Source organism: Fictibacillus enclensis (assembly GCF_001457035.1).
Lineage (GTDB): Bacteria > Bacillota > Bacilli > Bacillales > Fictibacillaceae > Fictibacillus_C > Fictibacillus_C enclensis.
Genome location: NZ_KQ758617.1, coordinates 801,062 through 823,379, shown reverse-complemented (window position 1 = coordinate 823,379; position 22,318 = coordinate 801,062). Strand labels below are relative to the sequence as shown.

Below are 22,318 nucleotides of genomic sequence, written 5' to 3'. Positions count from 1 at the left end.
TGCAACATAATATTTATCAAGATTTGCAGGGTTGAATCTTTTTGAAAGCTTAGGGTATAATCTAAACAGAATAAATAAAAGCAGCAACTGACGAGAGCGTGTGGAATTGACCACAAGGAAGCTGCAAGAATCACCTAAAAAGCCGTTCGTCTGGGCAGGGGTAAGGGATCCGTGTATCTATTCCTTGCCTCTTTTCTATTCTCAGGAGGTAATCAGAGTGGAAAACAAGCTATTACTCAATGGCACCCGTGTCGCAACCGATATCAAGGAACAATTGAAAGGAAGAGTGGAAGAGCTGACAAGCCGGGGCGTAACCCCTTGTCTGGCTACAGTTCTTGTCGGCGATGATCCGTCTTCGGCCACTTACGTCAAAATGAAAGGCAACGCGTGTGAAAAATTGGGCATCCTGTCCAAAAGAATTCACCTTCCTGCCGAAATCACTACAGAAGACCTGTTAAAAACCATTCATGAACTTAATGAGGATGAGGCGGTACACGGAATTCTGCTGCAGCATCCGGTACCTTCACACATTGATGAGAGGGCAGCCTTTGAAGCCATTGACATTGAAAAAGACGTGGATGGTGTAACAAGCTGGGGATTCGGACAAACGTCATTCGGCTTTGGAAGCTATCCGTCCTGCACCCCTGCGGCCATTATGGCAATCTTGAATTACTATGATGTCCCTATCGAAGGAAAACACGCGGTTATCGTCGGCAGAAGCCCTATCCTTGGAAAACCGGTTTCCATGCTTCTGCTGAACCGCAACGCTACCGTAACAACCTGCCATTCCCGCACACAAAACCTGCCGGAAATCGTTAAGCAGGCAGATATTGTTGTCGCTGCCGTTGGAAAGCCAAAATTTATTAAAGGTGACTGGATCAAACCAGGAGCCGTTGTCATGGATGCCGGCTACAATCCTGGCAACATTGGTGACGCGGATTATGAAGAATGTGAAAAGAACGCAGGTGCCATCACCCCTGTTCCTGGCGGAGTCGGCCCTGTGACCATCTCCATGCTGCTGAAGCACACCGTTGATGCGGCCGAAAAGAAACTGAATCAGCAATAAGAATAAAAAAGAGCCATGCACCCTTGCGCATGGCTCTTTTTTTGTGTCTGATATCCGTTTTTAGTTTACATAACAAGTGTTTTGGCCGTAAATGACGAATTTCCGCGGGTATCTGAAAATTAAAATGGCGGGTATTAAGTAAAGACCGGTCCTGAAGTTTTTTGCAAGAGCTCATTTACTGTGCTGTCAAAATAAGCGGGCCATCCTTCGTGATCGCCAGGGTATGCTCATATTGTGTGGACAGGGAACCGTCAAACGTCCTTGCTGTCCAGCCGTCATCATCAATTTTCACATAGCGTTTACCGGTGTTTAACATCGGTTCAATCGTCAGCACCATACCCTCTTTTAGCAACGGACCAGTTCCCTTCGGGCCAGCATGAGGGACTTGCGGGTCTTCGTGCATCGAACGGCCAATACCGTGGCCGATAAATTCACGCACTACCGATAACCCCTCGCTTTCCGCATATTGCTGGATTGCATGTGAAATATCGCCGATCCGGTTTCCGATCACTGCCTGCTCAATGCCGAGGTATAAGGATCTCTCTGTGACTTCCAACAGATGCTGTGCTTTTTCCGAAACCTCACCCACTGTGTAGGACCATGCCGAGTCTGCAAGCCATCCATTTAGGTTTACAACCATATCAATCGTTACGATATCTCCCGATTTTAGCTTTTTCTTATTCGGAAAACCGTGGCAAATGACATCATTTACAGATGCACATGTCGCGAACGGATATCCCTGATAGCCCTTTTGCTCGGGAGTGGCTCCATTCTTCTTTAAAAAATGCTCCACAAACGCATCGATTTCCAGCGTTGAAATCCCCGGTTTAATGATTTTTTTGATCTCCTTGTGGCACTCTGCCAAAAGAGTTCCTGCCTCGTTCATTTTTTCAATTTCACGTTTTGACTTATAAATAATCATGTGTTTTCCTTTCCATCCTGCATGATAAGTAGGTTAACTTACTATATTCTTGGTTTCTGCATTTGTTCCCCTGATCGGATGCTTAAAAACAGCGCCAGGCGCAAATCAATGATTGATTTACGCCTGGTGGCTTTGTTTCATTCTTGATTCCACCACCTTGCCTCCAAGCCAGAGAACAAGGATGCCGAATACCGCAAGTCCCAGTTTTAATGGATTTTTTATTACATCCAAAAAGTCATAGCCGATAAAAGATATAATCGCGATCATCACCAGTTTTCCAAGGGTCACCGCAAGCATGAATGTCTTTTGGTTGACTCTTGACAGCCCTGCAATCACATTAATTAAGGCAGAAGGGGTAAACGGAAAACAATAGATGAGAAAAAGAGTTCCAAATCCATGGCGTTCCATCCAACTCAGCAGCTTCGCAATCTTATGATGCCTCGTGACAAAGTGAAGGAATCGCTTTTGTCCGAATTTCCGTACAAGAAAAAAGACGACCAGTGACCCGAGCACTGCTCCCAGCCACGATAAAAGCGCCCCCAGCCAAAACCCATAGGCGGCTGCATTACCAGCTACGATAATGAAAAGCGGCAATACGGGTATGATCGCCTCCAGCAAGGGGAGAAGCACGCCGGGCAAAAAACCTAAATCCCGGTATTGCTCTAAAAAATGCAGAATGTTTTCTTGCGTTAAATACGATTTCCACTCACTCCAATTCATAGCCCGGTCTCCCTTCTTTATAGCATCATAATTTCCATTTCAGCTTATTTTAATCCCATGGCGGATCTCTTTATATGTCGCCAAAATTAGACAGATTTTTAAATAGTTTACCATATTTACGCCATTCGTCCTAGTAACACGTACCTGCAGAGCCGAGTCATCCTTACAAAAAAAATCCCCAAAATGGGGATTTTTTCATTCATCCATTAATGCCTTATAAACTTTCAGGTCGAGTTCCTTTGCCTTTTCAGCGTTATAGGTCTTCTCGTATCGGGGTTCCTGAACAATCTTCGCTCCCCAAAACATACTTTCATACACATGCTGGATTTCCACTTCAATCTTTGCCAGTTTAAGAGGTACACCTTTCATCTCCTCTTCCAGTACGGCCGCATTCCCATTGATGGAATAGACGGTTTCAAGCCCTACAACCGTTAAAACAACCTGGGGGTTGGCCTTGATGTTGGCAATGATTCTTGAATTGGTTGTCACCGAAAACCGGATTCTTTTTTCGTCACAGCTTTTTACCCAGGAGATGGCCGAAACACCAGGAGCCTTTGAATTGGCTTCCACCGTTCCCAGCAGAACCAGTTTGTCTCCTTGTAAAAACTCAAAAAGCTCACTTGAGAGTTGGGCAGGTACGTCCATTTTCGCCATGTTATTTGCTCCTTATCATGTGACAAAATCAGGCTTTTGCTGTGCCAGTACCGCTTTAGATTGGATAACTGGCTGCCCGGAAGCCGAATCAATAAATTCAGTGGCTTCCGAAAACCAGCTGTCTGGCGCTTTATGGCCCCAAAATGTCTGGCGCCTCGGATCGTTAATATCCCATTTCACCGGCTCAAAATCAGGGTCACATGTCAGATAATCACCGTTATACAGCTCTATGCGATTTCCGTCCGGATCCCGGATGTACAGAAAGAAAGCATTGGAAATCCCATGGCGGCCCGGCCCTCTTTCAATGCAATCCGCATGCCCCATACTCGCCAGAACATCGCAAGCATGAATCAGGCTCAACGGATCAGACAGCCAAAAGCCAATGTGATGCAAACGCGGTCCTTCCCCATTCATAAAGGCAACATCATGGACGGAGGGTTTTCTGTGCAGCCAGGCACCCCAAATGCTGTCATCTGCAGTCGCAGTGTATTCCGAACAGCGGAAGCCCAGTTCATCATTGTAAAAGGCCACTGTTTTCCCTACATCAGGCACCATGCAGTTTACATGATCGATCCTTTGCATCCGGGCACCTTTATATAAATCGTATTTCTGCAGACACCGTTCCACCGTTTCCATTCTCGCAAAAAACTCCAATGGTATTCCGTCCGGGTCAGTCGCTTTGAGCGTACGGCCAAGAGCTTTCTGAGCACCCGCTTCTTCCCATTCCGTATGAAGTGTCTTCTTTTTGAAAAGGCTTTCAATTTTCTCCAGGTCATCTTCATGCCAAACCTTGTATCCAATGGAATGAACACCTGGTTTCACCGCTTTTTTTAACACGAGACAATGATGACAATGTTCTTCAAGTCCTCTTAAATAAATGTGCTGGTCATCACTTTCTGTTTCAATAAAGCCAAGAGCATTAACGTAAAAGTCACGCGAGTTATTCAAATCTGTAACATTCATGACGACCCGGGCCACACGAAGAATATTAAAATCCATGACACGCCTCCTTAAATACCGGCATAATTGTGGTCAGACGTTTTCACTCGATTCAAAAACTCCTGAACCATTTCTTTGTAAGGTTCCTTATTGAACCCATCATAATAAATGTTAGACATTCGCGCCGGGTCACCAAAGAAATAGTATTCATAAAGGGCCTGCCTGCCGCCGAATGAGCTCATGCATACATCCCAGGCGAGGCGGAAAAGCTGGACACGCTCGTAGCCATTGATATTTGCCCCCTGCGTATAACGATGCACAAGTTCTCCGATATCATCTGCCTGAAAATCTGCTTCCGTCGGAATTCCCATCAACCCCGATGCTCCGAGGATACGGACGATCTCCACCATACGCTGATACATCTTCGGGAACCAGTTTCTTGCCGCATTAAGCGGTGCAAAGTCCGGCGTCATGTTCCCATAGGCATCAAGAGAAGCATTTTGCTCGGCCCGGAACAAATGGGATCTCATCGTTTCAAGGATCAGCATTACCTCGGAAGCTTTTTCCTTTACATGAGGGAAAACATCTATACCAATCGCGTCCATAATATTGAGAATGATTCCGAGAACAAATTCTGTTTTAACCGTATTCTTTGCCACCACCTGGTGGGCCATATGCACGATTGCGTTCGTTTCCACATAGGTCCGGTTGCAAATATCGGAACTTCCTCCAACAAAAACGCGCTCCCAGGGAACAAGAACATTATCAAAAACGACGATGGCATCGCTCTCTTCGAACCGCGAGCTTAATGGATGATCCCATTGGTTCCGGCCCTGATCAAAGGATTCACGGCACAGAAATTTCAACCCTTCCGTATTGTTCGGAATAGCAAATGCCATTGCATAAGGATCATCTTCTGAAGCCGCTTTATTGAGAGTAGAAGGAAATACTACGATCTCATCCGTCACACCGCCAAGCGTGGCCAACAGACGGGCACCTTTTACGACAATGCCATCCTTGTTCTTTTCTACGATTCTCGCAGAAAGGTAGGGATCCTTTTGCTCGGACTGCTTTTTCGAGCGGTTGGTTTGTGGATGAATGAGTGTATGAGTAAGACTTACATCATTTTCACGGCAATAATGGTAATAGTTTCGGGCGTTTTCGGCAAACATAGGATCTCCCTGGGCGAAGAAAGAGTCTGCGGTTCCAAACGCCATGACACTCGTATTGAGGTAATCGGGTGTTCTTCCCATCATTCCGCCGGTATAGCGGGCCCACTCTGTGAACATCTCACGCCGTGCGATTAAATCATCCTTTGATTTTGGTGCAATGAAAGACAGGCCCACCTTTTCCCCTGTGGTATCCGAGGTATAGAGCATTTTATCTTCTTTTTTATACTGGAGATCGAACAGGTTTGCGATGGATCGTACAACATTTCGCAAAGCAGGGTGTTCAGTTACGTCGCTCACCCGTTTTCCATGAATCCACACATTGTTGTTTGCCGCTTTCAAACCATTTATATATTGTTCTCCCGTGCGTGCAGGCAATGTCGTTCCCTCCTCTTTCTCGTTTTCAGGCCTTTGTATGGGTTGAAGCCGTTTTGTTCTTTTTGCCAAACTGCTGAATGTGATGGTCTCCCACAGCCACATGGACGACCTTCATTTCCGTATAAAATTCAAACGCATAATGGCCGCCCTCTCTCCCGATCCCGGACGCTTTGGAACCGCCAAATGGAATACGGAGATCACGAACATTTTGGGAATTCACCCACAACATGCCCGCTTCCACCGCTCCTGCTACGCGGTGCCCCCTTTTCAGGTCACTGGTCCACACGTAGCCCGCAAGTCCATATTGAACATCGTTGGCAAGCTCAATGACTTGTTCTTCCGTTTGGAATGTCATAACAGTCAGAACTGGGCCGAATATCTCTTCCTGTGCCACCTTCATATCGTTTTTCACATTCAATAACAAGGTGGGTGGAACAAAATTGCCATTGGAGAGATGCTCTGGAATCTGTCCGCTGTAAACTTCACACCCTTCCTGAGAAGCGATGGTTAAGTATCGTTTAACGTTTTCAAAATGGTCTCTGTGAATGAGCGGGCCGACCTCAGTATCCGCGCGAGACGGATCACCCACAATAATATTTCGCACCCGTTCCTTAAGAGCCGCTATAAATCTCTCACTTATGGATTCCTGGACAAACAGCCGAGAATTGGCCGTACACCTCTCCCCGTTAAATGAAAAGATTCCCCATACACAAGCATCCAGTGCGCGGTCAAACTCGCAATCTTCAAAAACAATAATCGGTGATTTGCCGCCAAGCTCCATCGAGTACCGCTTTAATGAGTCTGCTCCATTCCGCATAATCTCTGATCCTGTTTTCGTCTCGCCGGTAAATGAGATGAGCTGCACATCCGGATGAGCCACCAATTCGGCTCCGGCCTCTTCCCCAAAACCATGCACAATATTGAAGACCCCTTGTGGAAGACCAGCCTCATGGATGATTTCACCCAATTTATGGGCGGTAAGCGGCGACCATTCCGCCGGCTTGAGCACTACAGTATTTCCCGTTGCCAGGGCAGGAGCAACTTTCCACGTTTCCAGCATAAAAGGCGCATTCCATGGGGTGATCAGGCCGGCAACCCCCACTGGTTTTTGCATGGTGTAGTTAATGAACTCATCGTCAACATGATATGCCTCGCCCGTCATCCGGTTTTTAACCATTTCCGCATAAAATCTGAAATTATCCGCAGCCCTTCCCACCATTTTTTTTGTTTGAGAGATGGGCAATCCTGTATCCAGCGATTCAAGTTGGGCGACTTGGGCAATATCCCGGTCAATCAAATCCGCAATCTTATAGATGTACTTCAGTCTCTCATTAAGTTTGAATGTGCCCCATTTTCCCTTCTTAAAGGCTGTTTTCGCTGCAGAAACGGCTGCATCGATATCTTCCTTCCTCCCTTGTGAGACCTGATTTAATTCCTCATTGGAATAAGGACTGATATTGGCAAATGTCTCACCGGATAACGACATAACAAACTCTCCATTAATATAATGCGGAACCGGATTCTTAAGATTGCTGCTCATGAACCGCACCTCCTGACGGCGTGTTCCTGCTTCGTCCATCAAGAATCTTATTTTCCAGACTGCCTAGGTAATCAATCTCCAGACGTACCGTGTCCCCCGGATGAACATGAGAGATACCTTTCGGTGTCCCCGTCCAGATCACATCATTTTTTTCAAGCGTCATAAAAGAAGAAATAAATTCAATAAGCTCGGCTATACCGTAAATTAAGTCCCTGGTGTTTCCCTGCTGCCGCAATTCACCGTTGACGTACGTGCGCAGCTCAAGGTTATTCACATCAGGAATATCTTCGGCATCCACAAAATACGGTCCGAGCGGTCCAAACGTGTCATGCCCTTTGGCACGGACCGGCGGCCGGTACATGTTATTGACAAAGTCACGCACGGTTACATCATTCGCAATTGTGTAACCGCTTACAAATGTAAGCGCATCATTCGCTTTAATGTTTCTTCCTTCTTTGCCGATTACCACTGCCAGCTCATTTTCGTAATGCATGTAGGTTGCTCCATCAGGATAGTAAACAGGTGCTTTGTGGCCGACCAAAGAACTGTTCGGCTTGATAAAAAGGACCGGCTCTGCAGGTCTTTCCAAACCGAGTTCATCGGCGTGATCGGCATAGTTCAGTGCCAACCCGATCATTTTATTCGGTATAAATGGAGGCAGCCATGCCTCTGCTTCGTCCATGGCAATCACGCGGCCACAGTTCAGCAACAGTCGATCGTCCTGAACCATTGCCGTTCGTTCACGCCCTTCAAAAATAATGCGTGCATGCTTCATTACGATTCACTCCTTACTTGGTTTAACAGTCCGTAACTGTTTAATACAGTGCGTATCTCTTCCTGTATGCTCTTGGCTGGCACATCCATCGGCAGCCTTAGCCTTGGCTTGATTTTCCCCATCATGCCAAGGGCAGCTTTCACTGGCGCCGGATTAGTATCTCTGAACAGAACATCATTCAGTGGCATCAATTCATAATGCAGCTGCATGGCTTCTTCCACGTTCCCGGCTTCCCAGGCATTATAGACCTCGGCGACTTTCCCCGGAAGAACATTGGCAGTTGCGCTGATATAGCCTTTGCCGCCAATGGCCAGCATCGGATAGCACAGCAGCTCAATTCCGGAGAAAAGAAGAAAATCTCTTCCACAGTTTAATAGCACACGATTCACATGTTCAAAATCTTTATTGGATTCCTTTACCCCGATGATATTCGGGCAATCTTCATTCAGCCGGGCCAGTGTTTTTGCTTCCAGATTAACACCTGTTCTTCCCGGGATGTTGTACACGATAAGCGGAATGTCCACGGCCTGGGCCACCGCTTTAAAATGCTTGAACAAGGCGTGCTGGGACGGTTTATTGTAATAAGGGACGATGACCATGGCTGCGTCAGCTCCCATCTCTTGGGCAGCTTTCGTTAAATGAAGTGTCTCAAGGTGGTTGGTTGATCCAGTACCTGGTACAAAAGGCACTCTTCCGGCAACCGCAGAGATTGCCGTTTCCATAACCTGCTCTCTTTCTTCAAGCGTTAAAGAACTTGGCTCCCCCGTGGTCCCCGTAACTGAAATGCCATGGCTTCCACTGTCAATGTGCCAATTGACCAACTCTCTCAACGTTTCGAGATCCAGGCTGTCATCCTCCGTAAAAGGAGTAATCACAGGGGCAATCGATCCCTTTAGTCTTTGCTTTGTTTCTTCAAAGTGAATTTCACTCAACTTCATCTCTCCTTTAACTATTGTCCTTTTATGTGTAATTTCTTAGCTCCCTGTCGTTCTTTTCTTCCAGAAATGCCTGTACGGTGTTCAGCTTATGAGTTCGAACATAAGCTTCAATTTCTGCAAATGGTCTGGCGCCTCTCAGCATATCAATTATTACTTCATGTTCCTCAATCGACTTTTTTGCACGGACCGGTTTCGTCGCTGCTCCCATCTTCCTCACCCGGTCCAAGCGGTTCCAGGTGGATTTAATATTTTCGGTCAAAAAGTGATTATTGCAATATTGATACGTTAAGCTATGGAATTCCCTGTTGCAATTGCCAAACATTAGAAAATCAAAATCATCGAGAGCATCTTTCATTCGGTCGTTAATTGCTGTAAGCTCCTTGATCCTGCCCGCAGGAAAATGCTGTGCTGAGATGGCGGTTGCATAACCTTCGAGCACGGCTAGCACGGAAAGTGTCTCCAGGTATTCTTTTTCGTTAAATGGAGTAACAATCGCTCCACTGTAGGGTCTAAAATGAATCAGACCATCTGCCTCAAGATTTCGAATGGCTTCCCTTACGGGGATAGCGCTTGTTTGAAGCTCCCTCGCCAGCTGATCAATGACAATTTTGTATCCGGGTTGATAACGCCCATCGAGGATCCTTGATTTTATGACTTTGTACGCATATTGTTGTTTACTGATTTTGGAATTGTTTTTCATAATAATATGATAATTCAGAATCATATATGATTTCAACCTATTTTTCGCTAAATCCTATATGATTTGAAATCAAAATTTGTACTGAATAACTGTCTGAATAAAGATTTTAATTTTTCTGACAAAATTTCTTGCTCCTAAAACTTTTCTATGATATAGTAATTCCAACCATTTAGACTTTGATTACATATTCAGTATCTTTGTAGTAAATGTTTGAAAGGTTCTATGGTAATAAAAAGGCACAGGGTGCAAAGTTTTAGGAGGCTAGGAATGCAAACAGGTAAGGTAAAATGGTTCAACGCAGAAAAAGGATTTGGTTTTATTGAAGTTGAAGGCGGAGATGACGTATTTGTACACTTTTCTGCAATTCAATCTGAGGGCTTCAAGACATTAGAAGAAGGCCAGGAAGTTGAATTTGAAATTGTGGATGGCGCTCGCGGACCGCAAGCTGCTAATGTTGTAAAAAGATAAACCCATAAATAAAAGGACCTGCGTAACGCCGGTCCTTTTTTATTTATGTATAGAATTATTCGGGGAAAATAATTTTAAAATGAGTACCTTTGCCCACTTCGCTGGTCGCTTCAATCCGTCCGTTCATTTCTGCTGCCATACGATAGCTGGCCATTAATCCTAAACCAGTACCTGTTGATTTTGTCGAAAAGAACGGGTTTCCCAGCATCCGCAGCTGTTCTCTGCCCATGCCGATCCCTGTGTCCGATATATGTATAATAATCTCCCGGTTCCCTTTCTCTGCTGACAAGGTAACCACCCCGCCTTCAGGTGTAGCTTCGATGGCATTTTTTATGATATTCATCAAGATCTGTTTTAATTTCCCCTGATCTCCGATAACATGAACCTCTTCTTGTCCATTTTGCACCAGCTCCACACCTTTTAATAACGCAAAAGGATACATCACTCCCTTTAAAGAGGACAGTAATTCGGTTATATTCAACCGCTCAATCTTTGACGTATTTGTTTTAACCAGTGATAAATAATCGGAAATAATCGTTTGTGCCCTGTCGATTTCCTCGATCATCATTGTTAAAAATATCTTTTTGTCTTCGGGTATGTATTTTTCTTTTTGAAAAATTTGCATGAAGCCCCTTGCCACCGCCAGCGGATTTCTAACTTCATGTGTTACTGAAGCGGCAAGCTGCCCGACGGAATGAAGCATTTCTGACTGCTGCAACTGTAGGTTCAATGTGTGTCTGATTCGTTCAATCAGGGAGACAACAGCAATAACCGCACCTGCCTGCAACACCGGGTAAAAGGTATAAACGGCTGTTTTCACTGCATCCCATTTCACTCCTCCGGCGAAATAAAGATAAATATAAAGAAGAATAAGGTTTGAAAGCGTAAGTCCGAATAAGATGAATGATACTCTTACAAGTTTTTTCCGGATTGGAAGCCTATGATACGTTTTATACTGAGCGAAAAACACCCACCCGGTCATCAACGCAAAAAAGACGGCAGTCACCAAGCCGTCCCCGCCAAGATAGATCCGGTAAATGATGAGCAATCCTGCCGTCAGGCACCCCGGTACAATTCCACCATATAAAAAACTAATGGTCAGCGGGACATAGCGCAAATCGAAAAATATACCGTTTGCAAAGGGAATTGGGAAACTCATGCATACAAGAAGGACACCTGCATTGATGATATTAAACATAAATAAAGATTTTGGCCGTTTGACATTGGAGTTTTTTGCAAACAATACAAACTGCAAAGCAATAAGCGGAACGAGGATGACCAATAAATTTATGATCAAATGTTCTATCATCTATATATTCCTCCCTCCAGTCCTATTTAGTTATTTCTTCAGGTTTCTCCATTTCCCTTCTCTTTTTTGACAAACTTTGCATATTCATCGGAATCCTTCCTTACTTCATTGTAGCAAAGAATCATAAGCAGAAGACCGCTCACTACAGAAATTAAGTAAAAGCCAAAACTGGCTCCAGGAATAAAATAGAAGCCAAGAAAACAAATAATGGCCATCAACGCCAACAAGTCGAATAACCAGGACTTCAGCATAAAGCCTCTCCCCCACATCATTTTTTAACAGTTTATTCTTCCACTCTATTCCTGTGTTTGTCTTTTATTTATCAGATTGTCTTTGATTAAAATGCATGATTTTTTTTAATATCTCATTCTTATCCTGTTCACTGAACAAGCCCAGATGGTGAAGAAAAATGGTATAGTTCTCCACTCTTTTTAACGGGTTAAATTGGCTCCAATTCATTATCTTTGACCTTTCTTTCCTCAGGGAAACTTTTTTTATTATAATAAACATCATATGCAGAGGAAGGAAACGTGGACACACTATTTCTCTATTAAAATATTTTATTAGTCGAATATTAAAGTTTGAAATGTCGAAAATTGTGGAATCGGTTACTAGTATCCTAAAAAAAAACAGCATCGAGAATACAATTAAAGGAGCTTTTGCCTGTGAGACCTTATCAATTCTTTGAACTGGAAGGGTACAACAGGAAGCCGTTTCAATCCAAAACAATCGCGCTGTATTCCTGTCAAAGTAATACGTTTGAACGAACGAGGTGGCTGACACTCTTTCAAAGTCGCTTAACGTCTGTTCAGTCATTGATGAACCAATTGTGTTTGGAAATTGAACAGCTGTACAGTGAAACCAGTTGTACCATCATGCTGTTCAACCCGCAGAAGCAATGTTTTTATGTAGGAGCTTCACCTTCCCAATCGGACCGGTACATTCAATCCTTAAATGGAATAACACTCACAGTCAATCAACACGAAAAAAAAAGACTTCCCCCTCCCATCCATACCATCTTGTCGATCAGCAAAGAATTCTGCGATCACTTATTTCTCTCCGAGCTTGCCAGTCATTGTGTCATCCCTTTTTATCATTACGAAACCCAACAACTAATTGGACTATTTGTTGTAAATCTGCCTTGTGAAACCCATTTATCCAATCAGCTGCTTTCTGGTCTTTGTCATCGGACGGCAATTATGAGCCTGGAAATGACACAGGCCGCTGGCCAGTAATGAATGAGCAATTATTCCTTTTTATAACAACAAAAAAAAGCCGTTTCCACGGCTTTTTTTCAGGTACAGACAAAGGATGAAATTCGGTTTGTATCCATGCCAAAGTAATTCCATCTAAAGCCGTTCCACCGGAAGCCTGCGATCGAGCGAAAACCAGCAAATGTCAGCCATGCCCAAAATCCCTGTCCATTGTTTAGCCAGATGTATACATACCGGAACAAACATGGCCGTATGGCACCAGGGTCTACAGCGAATGTCCCCGCTTGCCCGGACAGTGATGCCGGTGATGCTTGCGGTACAAAAGTTGGTGGCGGTCCAGGCGGGAAGCCACCCTGACCCTGCTGCTGACCAGGAGGTGGTCCTGGTGGAAAACCTCCCGGGAATTGCCGGCTTCCCTGGCTCCCTGGAAATTGAAACTGTCTGTTATTCAAAGTCTCATCTCCCTTATGTGTACTACCTTACATCCTATGTCCTCCTGTCCATTGTGTATAGGCAACGGGCTACGTTTATAAGAAAGTTGGCCGGAGGTTTCGGAGGTTTGTTCACACTTCAATAAGGGGTAAAGAAGTAAACAAAAGGAGGGATCGCATGTCTCGTATAAAAAGCGGAATAAAAGGTGCAGTTGTTGCCTTTTTAATCAGAGAAGGAAAAAGAAAAGTCCTTCCTTACGTCATAAAAAAAATTAAAAACCGACACAGGTGAAGTGACCCAAAGAGGGTCACTTCTTTTTATGTAGTCCCAAACGTAGAATGGTTGTCGCTGCCCACAGCTTTGTTTTTCACTTTCTGTCCAATCTGAAAAAGGGGCAGTGCCAGAAGAGAAAGAAGGCTCAGGCATCCAAACACATAGAATCCATGCGTAAAACCAAACGACTTAAGCAGCAATCCCCCAATCCAGGGCCCCGCACTGAAACCGATGGAGCGAAACGACATGGCCCCAAAATAGGACCCGCGCATATGATCGGGAGCCAAATCATCCAGAAGGACATCGCTGACCACAAATACGATAATCTCTCCAAGCGTTAAGACTATCATTGAAACAACAAGGAATATCCAATTCGACGAAAGGCCAAACCCTACAAGGGCAAGACTGAAGGCGCCACTTCCAATACGCAGGGCAAACATTGGATCAAATCTCTTTACATAATTCGTAACGGGATACTGAAGCACTAAAACGGTAACGGCATTGGTTACAATAAGGTAGGAAAACAGGGTTACTCCATGGTGGAATAACGGTGAACTTCCCATATATTGTGCAAGCGTGGAATCCATTTGTGCCTGTGCCATGAGCACCACAATATTCCCGAGCAAGAAATACAGCAGTACTTTGTCGCGGCTGATCACATGAGCCGCCATTTTTAAGGTTAGCTTCTTTTCCTGCTGTGGCTGAAGACTGTTTTTATATTTTTTCATTAGAAACATTACCACTAGGGCATATAGAAAATAGACAGCTGCGGTAATAAAAAAAGTCGTCATGGAACTTGAGCTGCCAAGATAGGTTCCCGTAACAGGCCCTAGAGCCGCTCCTGCATTAATCGCAAAGTAACGGGCATTGAACACACTCAACCGGTTTTCCTTTGTGGTCACATCCGCCAGCAATGCCCGGGAAATCGGCTCAAACCATGACCGGCACAATCCGTTTAATGAATTCAAAACGAAAAAACTCCACACCGTATCGGCCACTGCGAAACCAGCGAAGACCGCACTCCATGTAAAGATGGCGATAATCATGACCGGAAAGCGTCCAATCCGGTCGGACAAATAGCCACCGATAAAGCCGCCAAACGTCCCGGTCAACGCGCTGATCCCAATAATCAGGCCGATAGTCTCCGGCTCCATTCCTTTCTCCTTGTGAAGGAAAATAGCCAAAAAAGGCATCGTCATAAAAAAAGCTGCCCTTGAAAAAAAGGTCCCCATTATTATCGTTGTTACTACAGGATGCCAATGGCGAAAAAACTTATTCTTCATTTTCCATACCCCATGTCCCTATTTGTTAACTGCTCTCTCTTTTTAATTTATCATGACTTCCATTCCTTACCTATCTTTTTATTTTCTCTTATAAAGAGTGAAACCTTTTTTACGTATCCCACGTCTAATAGAATGTAACCCCCTTTTTCAAATAGAACATAAAAAAAGCCCCTGACCAGGGTTTTTTTTATGATTTCTCAAAAAAAAAACATTAGGCTTTTTTTATGTTTGTGAAAAAAAGCACAGGGTTTTTTTATGTTCTTCAAAAACAGCAAAAAGGGCTTTGATGCTTATCAAAAAAATCACATATTCAACTCTCTCTATTTCAGGTTTGATATATTGTACTCATCCCTATCAACCCCCTTTTTCATCGTAGAATGAAAAAAAGAGCTTTGCAGGCCATACCTGCAAAGCTCTTTTTACGTTTAGTAGCACTCATCGCCTTCACAAAATTGCATCTTTTCGTCTCTGATTCCGCACCGAATGGCTTTTTCGATCGCTTTTTGAGGATAAAGCCCTTTTAACTTTCGGTCACCAATGACCATAGTTGGAGCGGCTGTAATGTTTTCAGTTTTAGCTTCTTCCCGTATTTGGTTCAATTTTCGATCATACTCTTCAGAGTCCAAAACTGCACGAAATGAATCTTGGTCAAGTCCTGATTGTTCTGCAATCTCTGTCAGGATTTGTTTAGAGCCGATATCCCGTCCCTCTTCAAAGAGAGCAGAAAAAACACGTTTTACATAATCTTGGGCTCTGCCTTGTTCTTTTGCATAAATGTACCCTTGAAGGGCTAAATGTGTATACGGTAAGGACGTTTCTTCAGGATGCTTGATTGTGATCCCCAATTCTTTCGCATAGGGGAGAACGGAAGACTTCCAGCTTTCTTTCACATCGTTCCATTCTTTTGTTGGCGAAGGAAATGGGTGCAGTTCCAATGGAACCCACTCTAATTCAACATCCTTGCCTTCCGCGGCCCTCTGAATCACAGATTCCGCAAGATAGCAGTAAGGGCATGTAAAATCAGAGTACACTTTAAGTTTCACAGTCATATGACACACCTTCCTCGCGATAATCGGAAAGGGGTTACCCTGTCCTTATTCATATAATAACAGAGCTATCTACAGAAATGTACTATTCAGCTTAAGGCAAAAGTGATATATTTAGAAGGTCTTTGCCCATATAGCACTATATATAGATAAAGATAAATACATACATATATACACAGTATCAAACAGGGGGAAAAGTTTAGTGATTTTAATGGCAGGAATGATAGGAACAGGCAAAACTACCTTTGCCGAGCTGATCAGCTCAAGGCTGGGAAGTGAGATATATTATGAAAGTGTGGGAGACAACCCCATTTTGCCTGATTATTATGTGAATCCAAAGCGGTGGGCATTCCCTCTGCAGATCTATTTTTTAAATACCCGTTTTAAAACGATTCGGCAGGCATCAAAAGCACAGGACAATGTGCTTGACCGTAGTCTGTATGAAGACCTGATATTTGCCGAATTGAATCATGAAGCCGGAAATATGAGCAAGCTGGAATTCGAAACGTATAAAGACTTGCTTGAAACGCTTATGCGGGAATGTGCTCCATCACCTGACACGCGCCCTGATCTTTTGATTTATCTGGACAGTGACCTTCCGACCGCTTTATCCCGCATCAAAAACCGCGGACGTGATTATGAACAGGTTGAAAACCACCCTGAGCTTTTCGACTATTATAAGACGTTGCACGCAAAGTATCAGGAATGGATCAAACACTATACAAAAACGCCGGTTTTGATCATAGACAGCACGAAATACGACTTGCATGATCCACAGGATGCCGAGAAGGTCCTCAGTCAGGTTAAGGAAAAACTCCTCTCTCTTGAACCGGTAGCCGTTTAATTGGAACAATGAATAATCAGCTCCTTCTTAAAAAAGACTGGTACTAACAATAAAACGAGGAGCTGACTATTGCTCTGTAGAACCATACCGCAGAGCAGCTTTTTTTTGCTTCATTTTAGTCAAGAATCCCCATGGATTCTATGTGTTCGCGTGTTAGGGGCTGACCATGATCATGGATAAATTGGTAAATGTCTTTTAACGCCTCGTCATAACGGTGATTGTCAGGATCGTTATGATAAGGGACATAAGGAACGTGAGATCGCCAAAACGTATCCCTGGCAGCTTCATCACATGCCCTGAATAACTTAGTAAGACGGTTAACCTCTTCATTCGTTGCTTCGATTTCAAACTCAAAACTGGAAACCGTTTTGTCTGAATGAACTTCTCCTGTTTCCACGTTCACATAATACGGCTGCTTTTCCAGAATCATCACTCCCGCTTTTTTCTTTTATCATGTTTCACTTCCTGTAAAAACATGCATTGCCATCAGTCCCTGCAAAACAAAAAAAGCAGATCCTGTTGGATCTGCTTTAATTATTCCCCCGGTATACATATTGCTCTTTTGGAGCGGATGTTTGTTTCCAGGATTGGACCTTAACATACGGAATATTCGTTTTAAACGGCTGATAATAGATCTCTGATATCTTGCCTTTTACCGTAATCCAGTCATCATCTTTAAGCTTCACGCCATCCGGCATTTCCACCATCATTCCATATACGCCCGAATCAGCGACACAATGGATAATGCCAAACCGAAAGATAAAGAGCTGGTTCTTTTTCGTATCCGGATCATTGTACACAAAACCCTTAAACGAGATGGTTTTATCTTGAAAATCCCCCGTATAATTATAGATCGTTTCCATTCCTTTAAGAAAGTTCGTATCATTCAAAGCAAGGGTATCATATTTCGTATATTTCTTTTTTTCCTTCCTCATCAGCTTGTCATAAGCATCCTGGCCATAATATACACTGGTGTCCGGACGCAGAAACTGATTCTGTGCATAAGGATCCCCTTTGGACTCCTGATTGACAGGGAAGTGAAACCCTTTTGCTTTTACAATATTTGAATCCATGGTGGCAACCGGGAGAAAGATACCGGTAATGACCGGAAAAGCAAAAACGGTATATACAAACAATTTTTTATACCAAGTATCCTCAACGGAATGATCATGGTCGCAATGATCGCAGCTATGGCCGCCTTCATCTTCCTTCACGGCATTCCGAAATTGCACGATGGTCAAAAGAGCCAGTGCGAACATAACGCTGAATGACAGGTACGAATATTTCATATTAATATACTTACTTATATTTCCGGTCGCATGAAGCTGCATAATCAAAAAAGTGAATCCCATTAACAGGCATCCCCGCATCATAATGCTACACCTCCCTAGAACAGCATCGAATATAAAAACACTACAACAGACAATGAAACAACGGTAACGAGCACCAGCTTTGTTTTAAATGCCGAGAGCATCATCAATAAATTTTTCATATCAAGCATCGGACCGAATACTAGAAAAGCAACGATCGACCCTGTGGAAAAGGTACTTCTGAAGGAAGACGCGATGAACGCATCAGCTTCTGAACACAGAGATAAAACAAACGCAAGTCCCATCATGACAAGTGACGAGGAAGCCTGTCCCTGACCGATGGCAAGAAGAGTTGAGGTTTTCACATACGTTTGGACCGCTGCAGCAATCAGTGAACCGATCACCAGGTATTTTCCCATGGAAAAGAATTCTTCAACCGCATGATTTAGCGTTTCACCAAGTTTTTGTTTAACGGAAAGCTTTTCATGCGTGTGATGATGATGTTCTGGTGTGATTTTCAGGCCATCTCCCTTATAAAAGAAAGCGAGAATCAAACCAACAACAACAGAAACGACAACAGCTCCTCCGGCCCGATATAAAGGCATGGACCAGTTGCTTCCAAAAGCGACGTAGGTCGAAAAGAGAACAACTGGATTGATGATCGGACCCGTCAGCATAAAAGCAACCCCGGCGTAGATAGGCACCCCTTTTTGAACAAGGCGCCTTACAATAGGCACAATTCCGCATTCACATGCAGGGAAAAGGGCGCCAAGAAAAGAGGCGAACAATACGGCAAGAACCGGGTTTTTCGGCATAATTCTAGCCACCAGTTCCTCTGATACAAAGATTTGGATGATACCTGCAATAAAAACCCCGAGCACTACAAAGGGCAGTGCTTCTATTAATATGGATATAAAAATGGTATTCATCTGCAAAAAAGATTGCGGCAATGATAAATAGAGCATAGTTTGCCTCCTGGATGATAAACTACTGCAGTTACTATACGGCAATATGGACAAGTCGTCCATATGTTTCATGCCGGAAATTGACGCGTTCCATTATATCAATCCTCCTGATTGAAGAAGAACATCGTGTGAATTATTACACAGAACGCTATCAGAACATTAAAAAAAGCCCGTGATACGGCATCACGAGCTTCATTTGTTCTTCTTATTTCACCAAATATTTTTCAATGTCATCAAGCATCAGGTTCGCTGCCTTCACGCCTCCTGCTGTATTCCAGATGGCATCAGAAACCTTGTGGACGTTGCCCTGTTTCACTGCCTTTAGGTTTTTCCAGAGCGGATCATTGGTCCATTCTTTTTCCTGTTTGGTCGCTCCTCCGTCCCCTGCTTCATAAGTAAAGTAAAACAGTTCATCACCATCCATTTGCGGAATTTGTTCTTTCGATACTTCTGCTGCAAAATTATCCTTGCTTTCCACCTTCGGACGTTTAAAGCCAAGCTGGTCAAGGATCACACCGGAAAACGAGTTGGATAAGTAGATGCGGGAAACCCCTGGCATGAAACGGACAACAGATATCTCCTTGTTCAGGTTATCTCCCGCTTTTTCACTGATCTTATTTACGCGCTGATCGTAATCACTGATTACCTTGTTTCCTTCTTTTTCTTTATTTAATGCTTTGGAATACAATTTGAAATTCTTTTTCCAGTTGCCGCGCAAATCTTCTGCAAAAACAGTAGGTGCAATTTTATTTAATTGATCGTAAATTTTTTCTTGTCTCATTTTATTTCCAATAATAAGATCCGGTTTAAGGGAAGCGATCTTTTCCAGATTAACCTGGCTTTCGTCACCAACCACCTCTACACCTTTCATATCATCTTTTATGTGATCATACCATGGATCGCCGAGCCAGGATTTAACGGCTCCAGCAGGTTTTACCCCCATTGCCAGCGCCGCTTCTGTTCCTTCATTCGTCAAAACAACAACGCGTTTTGCGCTCTTTACCTCGGTTGTCCCCATCGCATGCTTAACACTGTATCCTTTAGAATCTTCCCCGGATGATTCCTTTCCATCATTCCCTCCGCAAGCTGCCAAAAGCATCAGCGAAAGAATGGCTATAATCATTCCCCATTTTGAATATGTAGATTTTGCGGTATTCAAATTTCTTCTCCCCCAATTGATAATGAATTTCATTTACAGACAAATCATACCTGAAAGTAAAAATAAAAGTCAACAGTAATTGATAATGATTTTCAAATTCATTGACATGCTGCTTTATCTTTTTTAAACTATAATTGTAAATTTCTAATAATGAGGTCCTTATGAACGGAGTAATTCAATCATCAAAAGCGAAGATTGCCATTCTCGCTTTGGCAGTTCTTTTGTTGGCTGTCTGTATGGCACTTAGTGTTGTATTTGGATACACCGACACAAGCTGGAAAACAGCTGTTGCAGCATTCACTGATTTTAATGGATCCAATCAGCATCTTATTATACGAAATGCCCGTCTTCCCCGCGCTTTGATCGGTGCGGCAGTTGGAATTTCACTGGCATTGGCCGGTGTGCTGCTGCAGGCGGTGACACGGAATCCAATTGCATCCACTGATATTTTCGGATTGAACGCGGGAGCTGGTTTTTTTATTGTAATGGCTGTCTCATTCTTTCAAATCAGTTCTCTTCAGCAATTCACCTGGATTGCGTTTCTTGGTGCAACTGTCTCGGCTTTGGCCGTATACATATTGGGTTCTGCCGGGCGCAGCGGTTTAACGCCAATAAAAATGACACTGGCTGGTGCAGTTATTGCTGCAATGTTTGCCTCTCTTACACAAGGAATGCTTGTGGCCAATCAAAAAGCGCTGGAAGAAGTACTATTCTGGCTGGCAGGATCGATACAGGGCAGAAAACTGGAATTTCTATATCCGGTGCTTCCTTATCTTCTGATTGCCTGGATCGGTTCCTTGCTGATGTTCCGCCAGCTTAATACCTTTTTACTTGGTGAAGATGTTGCCAAAAGCCTCGGCCAGCGGACACTGCTCTTTAAGGTCCTGGCCGGTGTCTTGATTGTGCTACTTGCGGGTGGATCCGTCGCAGTGGCGGGCCCAATCAGTTTTATCGGTATTGTTGTTCCTCATTTCGCCCGTTATCTTGTCGGAAATGACCATCGCTGGGTTATTCCCTTTTCCGCTGTATTTGGCGGGATACTGCTGATCACTGCCGACATTGGCGCCCGATACATCGTACTTCCGGAAGAAGTTCCGGTTGGTGTGATGACCGCCTTGATCGGTACGCCGTTTTTTATTCATATCGCCCGAAAAGGATCGTTTAAATGAGCAAGTATATTACAGCAAGGTCCAAAAGATTTTCGTTTCTGATAGAAAAAAAAACCCTGTTCACTTCACTGATTCTCATTTTTATAACAATGGCCATCATGTCGGTAAGCATCGGGGTTGGGGAGCTGTATATATCTCCTCTGGACGTCATAAAGTCATTAACTGGGACTGGTGCTGGCATTAACAATGTTGTTATACATGAATTCAGGCTTCCCAGAATACTGATTGCGGTGATTGCAGGGGCTTCCCTCTCTCTGGCAGGTGCCATTTTGCAGGGGATCATCCGAAACCCACTCGCTTCGCCAGATATGCTTGGCATTACATCAGGCGCTGGCTTTGCCGCCGTTACCTTTATAACGGTCTTCAGCAGCCAAAGCAACAATTTGACAGTGAGCATCGGTTATTTGCCTGTTGCTGCTGTAACCGGGGCATTTCTTATGGGAGCCTTGATTTACCTGCTTGCCTGGAAACGCGGAATTTCACCGGTAAGGCTGATCTTAATTGGTGTGGGCCTGATGACCGCAGCCCAGGCCCTGACAACACTCATGATCGTACTCGGACCCATTTATGCTGCTCCGCAGGCAACGATCTGGCTGACTGGTACGGTTTATGCGACAAACTGGAAAGATGTATATAGTCTATTGCCGTGGTTTCTTATCCTGACACCTCTTTTGCTTGCATTCGCAAGAAAACTGAACGTTCAGGAGCTCGGTGATGACGTGTCCGCAAGTCTTGGGCATTCCGTGAACAAGAACCGTTTTTTATTACTGCTGATTAGTACGGCCCTTGCTGGCTCGGCCGTCGCTTTTACAGGAGCCATCGGATTTGTTGGCCTGGTCGGGCCGCATATTGCCAGAAGGCTGGTTGGCTCTTCCTTCGGCGCACTGCTTCCTGTATCCGGCTTTCTTGGGGCCATTATCGTATTGCTCGCTGATTTGGCCGGTAGAACAATTTTCTCACCGCTGGAAGTTCCAGCAGGAGTTTTCACCGCTGCCATCGGTGCTCCCTATTTTATTTACCTGCTATTTAAAAATCATGGTTAAGG

24 protein-coding genes and 1 riboswitch are annotated in these 22,318 nt (G+C 44.1%); of the genes, 6 read left to right on the top strand and 18 right to left on the bottom strand.

The window, feature by feature from the left end; translation table 11 throughout:
• Positions 1–73 precede the first annotated feature (73 nt).
• Positions 74–163: riboswitch (ZMP/ZTP riboswitch) on the top strand.
• 54 nt (positions 164–217) lie between these two features.
• Positions 218–1,066, top strand: a complete 849-nt coding sequence (locus tag AS030_RS04400; RefSeq protein ID WP_061968831.1) for a bifunctional 5,10-methylenetetrahydrofolate dehydrogenase/5,10-methenyltetrahydrofolate cyclohydrolase — start codon at positions 218–220, stop codon at positions 1,064–1,066.
• 175 nt (positions 1,067–1,241) lie between these two features.
• Here the strand turns inward: AS030_RS04400 and map are convergent, their stop codons facing one another.
• The 9 genes from map to AS030_RS04355 all read right to left on the bottom strand — a co-directional run bounded on the left by map (position 1,242) and on the right by AS030_RS04355 (position 9,825).
• Entirely contained in the window at positions 1,242–1,988 is a 747-nt protein-coding gene (gene map, locus AS030_RS04395; protein WP_061968828.1) for a type I methionyl aminopeptidase, read from the bottom strand.
• Positions 1,989–2,105: 117 nt separating this feature from the next.
• The gene (locus AS030_RS04390; protein WP_061968826.1) at positions 2,106–2,708 is read right to left on the bottom strand and encodes a TVP38/TMEM64 family protein; all 603 of its coding nucleotides are present in this window, start codon (positions 2,706–2,708) and stop codon (positions 2,106–2,108) included.
• Positions 2,709–2,903: 195 nt separating this feature from the next.
• Positions 2,904–3,362, bottom strand: a complete 459-nt coding sequence (locus AS030_RS04385) for a pyridoxamine 5'-phosphate oxidase family protein (RefSeq protein ID WP_061968824.1) — start codon at positions 3,360–3,362, stop codon at positions 2,904–2,906.
• Positions 3,363–3,377: 15 nt separating this feature from the next.
• Complete coding sequence (gene hpaD / locus AS030_RS04380) at positions 3,378–4,361, bottom strand: 3,4-dihydroxyphenylacetate 2,3-dioxygenase (protein ID WP_061968820.1); 984 nt, start codon at positions 4,359–4,361, stop codon at positions 3,378–3,380.
• Positions 4,362–4,372: 11 nt separating this feature from the next.
• Positions 4,373–5,848: a 4-hydroxyphenylacetate 3-monooxygenase, oxygenase component gene (gene hpaB / locus AS030_RS04375; RefSeq protein ID WP_061968818.1), complete on the bottom strand. Its 1,476-nt coding sequence runs from the start codon at positions 5,846–5,848 to the stop codon at positions 4,373–4,375.
• Between the two features lie 25 nt (positions 5,849–5,873).
• The gene (gene hpaE, locus AS030_RS04370) at positions 5,874–7,388 is read right to left on the bottom strand and encodes a 5-carboxymethyl-2-hydroxymuconate semialdehyde dehydrogenase (protein WP_061968815.1); all 1,515 of its coding nucleotides are present in this window, start codon (positions 7,386–7,388) and stop codon (positions 5,874–5,876) included.
• Positions 7,372–8,163 (bottom strand): fumarylacetoacetate hydrolase family protein, encoded by a 792-nt coding sequence (locus AS030_RS04365; protein WP_061968812.1) that lies wholly within the window; start codon positions 8,161–8,163, stop codon positions 7,372–7,374. Before AS030_RS04365 ends, hpaE begins: the two co-directional genes overlap by 17 nt.
• On the bottom strand, positions 8,163–9,086 hold the full coding sequence (gene hpaI, locus AS030_RS04360; protein WP_240482275.1) for a 2,4-dihydroxyhept-2-ene-1,7-dioic acid aldolase: 924 nt from the start codon (positions 9,084–9,086) through the stop codon (positions 8,163–8,165). Before hpaI ends, AS030_RS04365 begins: the two co-directional genes overlap by 1 nt.
• A gap of 37 nt (positions 9,087–9,123) precedes the next feature.
• A complete protein-coding gene (locus AS030_RS04355) occupies positions 9,124–9,825 on the bottom strand; it encodes a GntR family transcriptional regulator (protein WP_420889633.1) in 702 nt (233 codons plus the stop codon).
• A 243-nt stretch (positions 9,826–10,068) separates the two neighbouring features.
• Here AS030_RS04355 and cspD point away from each other — a divergent pair, with 243 nt between their 5' ends.
• On the top strand, positions 10,069–10,269 hold the full coding sequence (gene cspD, locus AS030_RS04350) for a cold-shock protein CspD (RefSeq protein ID WP_061968810.1): 201 nt from the start codon (positions 10,069–10,071) through the stop codon (positions 10,267–10,269).
• 55 nt (positions 10,270–10,324) lie between these two features.
• Here the strand turns inward: cspD and AS030_RS04345 are convergent, their stop codons facing one another.
• Complete coding sequence (locus tag AS030_RS04345; protein WP_061968809.1) at positions 10,325–11,578, bottom strand: ATP-binding protein; 1,254 nt, start codon at positions 11,576–11,578, stop codon at positions 10,325–10,327.
• A 38-nt stretch (positions 11,579–11,616) separates the two neighbouring features.
• A complete protein-coding gene (locus AS030_RS04340; protein WP_061968808.1) occupies positions 11,617–11,829 on the bottom strand; it encodes a hypothetical protein in 213 nt (70 codons plus the stop codon).
• Positions 11,830–12,243: 414 nt separating this feature from the next.
• Here AS030_RS04340 and AS030_RS04335 point away from each other — a divergent pair, with 414 nt between their 5' ends.
• The gene (locus AS030_RS04335; RefSeq protein WP_061968806.1) at positions 12,244–12,813 is read left to right on the top strand and encodes a hypothetical protein; all 570 of its coding nucleotides are present in this window, start codon (positions 12,244–12,246) and stop codon (positions 12,811–12,813) included.
• Positions 12,814–12,872: 59 nt separating this feature from the next.
• Here the strand turns inward: AS030_RS04335 and AS030_RS24125 are convergent, their stop codons facing one another.
• The 3 genes from AS030_RS24125 to AS030_RS04320 form a co-directional block, all read right to left on the bottom strand.
• Positions 12,873–13,244, bottom strand: coding sequence for a hypothetical protein (locus AS030_RS24125; RefSeq protein ID WP_074440459.1), 372 nt, complete (start codon positions 13,242–13,244; stop codon positions 12,873–12,875).
• 297 nt (positions 13,245–13,541) lie between these two features.
• Positions 13,542–14,729, bottom strand: a complete 1,188-nt coding sequence (locus tag AS030_RS04325; protein ID WP_420889643.1) for an MDR family MFS transporter — start codon at positions 14,727–14,729, stop codon at positions 13,542–13,544.
• A 476-nt stretch (positions 14,730–15,205) separates the two neighbouring features.
• Positions 15,206–15,829 carry a DsbA family oxidoreductase gene (locus AS030_RS04320; protein ID WP_061968800.1) on the bottom strand — a complete coding sequence of 208 codons (624 nt, stop codon included), beginning with the start codon at positions 15,827–15,829 and terminating at the stop codon, positions 15,206–15,208.
• 208 nt (positions 15,830–16,037) lie between these two features.
• Between AS030_RS04320 and AS030_RS04315 the strand changes: the two genes are divergently transcribed.
• Entirely contained in the window at positions 16,038–16,670 is a 633-nt protein-coding gene (locus tag AS030_RS04315; protein ID WP_061971532.1) for a deoxynucleoside kinase, read from the top strand.
• 115 nt (positions 16,671–16,785) lie between these two features.
• Here the strand turns inward: AS030_RS04315 and AS030_RS04310 are convergent, their stop codons facing one another.
• The 4 genes from AS030_RS04310 to AS030_RS04295 form a co-directional block, all read right to left on the bottom strand.
• Entirely contained in the window at positions 16,786–17,100 is a 315-nt protein-coding gene (locus AS030_RS04310; RefSeq protein ID WP_061968798.1) for a hypothetical protein, read from the bottom strand.
• 100 nt (positions 17,101–17,200) lie between these two features.
• Positions 17,201–18,043 (bottom strand): TIGR03943 family putative permease subunit, encoded by an 843-nt coding sequence (locus tag AS030_RS04305; RefSeq protein WP_061968796.1) that lies wholly within the window; start codon positions 18,041–18,043, stop codon positions 17,201–17,203.
• A gap of 14 nt (positions 18,044–18,057) precedes the next feature.
• Positions 18,058–18,945 (bottom strand): permease, encoded by an 888-nt coding sequence (locus tag AS030_RS04300; RefSeq protein ID WP_061968794.1) that lies wholly within the window; start codon positions 18,943–18,945, stop codon positions 18,058–18,060.
• Positions 18,946–19,150: 205 nt separating this feature from the next.
• Positions 19,151–20,068 (bottom strand): ABC transporter substrate-binding protein, encoded by a 918-nt coding sequence (locus AS030_RS04295; RefSeq protein ID WP_061971529.1) that lies wholly within the window; start codon positions 20,066–20,068, stop codon positions 19,151–19,153.
• Positions 20,069–20,265: 197 nt separating this feature from the next.
• Between AS030_RS04295 and AS030_RS04290 the strand changes: the two genes are divergently transcribed.
• A complete protein-coding gene (locus tag AS030_RS04290; RefSeq protein ID WP_061968792.1) occupies positions 20,266–21,273 on the top strand; it encodes a FecCD family ABC transporter permease in 1,008 nt (335 codons plus the stop codon).
• Complete coding sequence (locus AS030_RS04285) at positions 21,270–22,316, top strand: FecCD family ABC transporter permease (RefSeq protein WP_061968790.1); 1,047 nt, start codon at positions 21,270–21,272, stop codon at positions 22,314–22,316. The genes AS030_RS04290 and AS030_RS04285 overlap by 4 nt, the downstream gene beginning before the upstream one ends.
• Positions 22,317–22,318 lie beyond the last annotated feature (2 nt).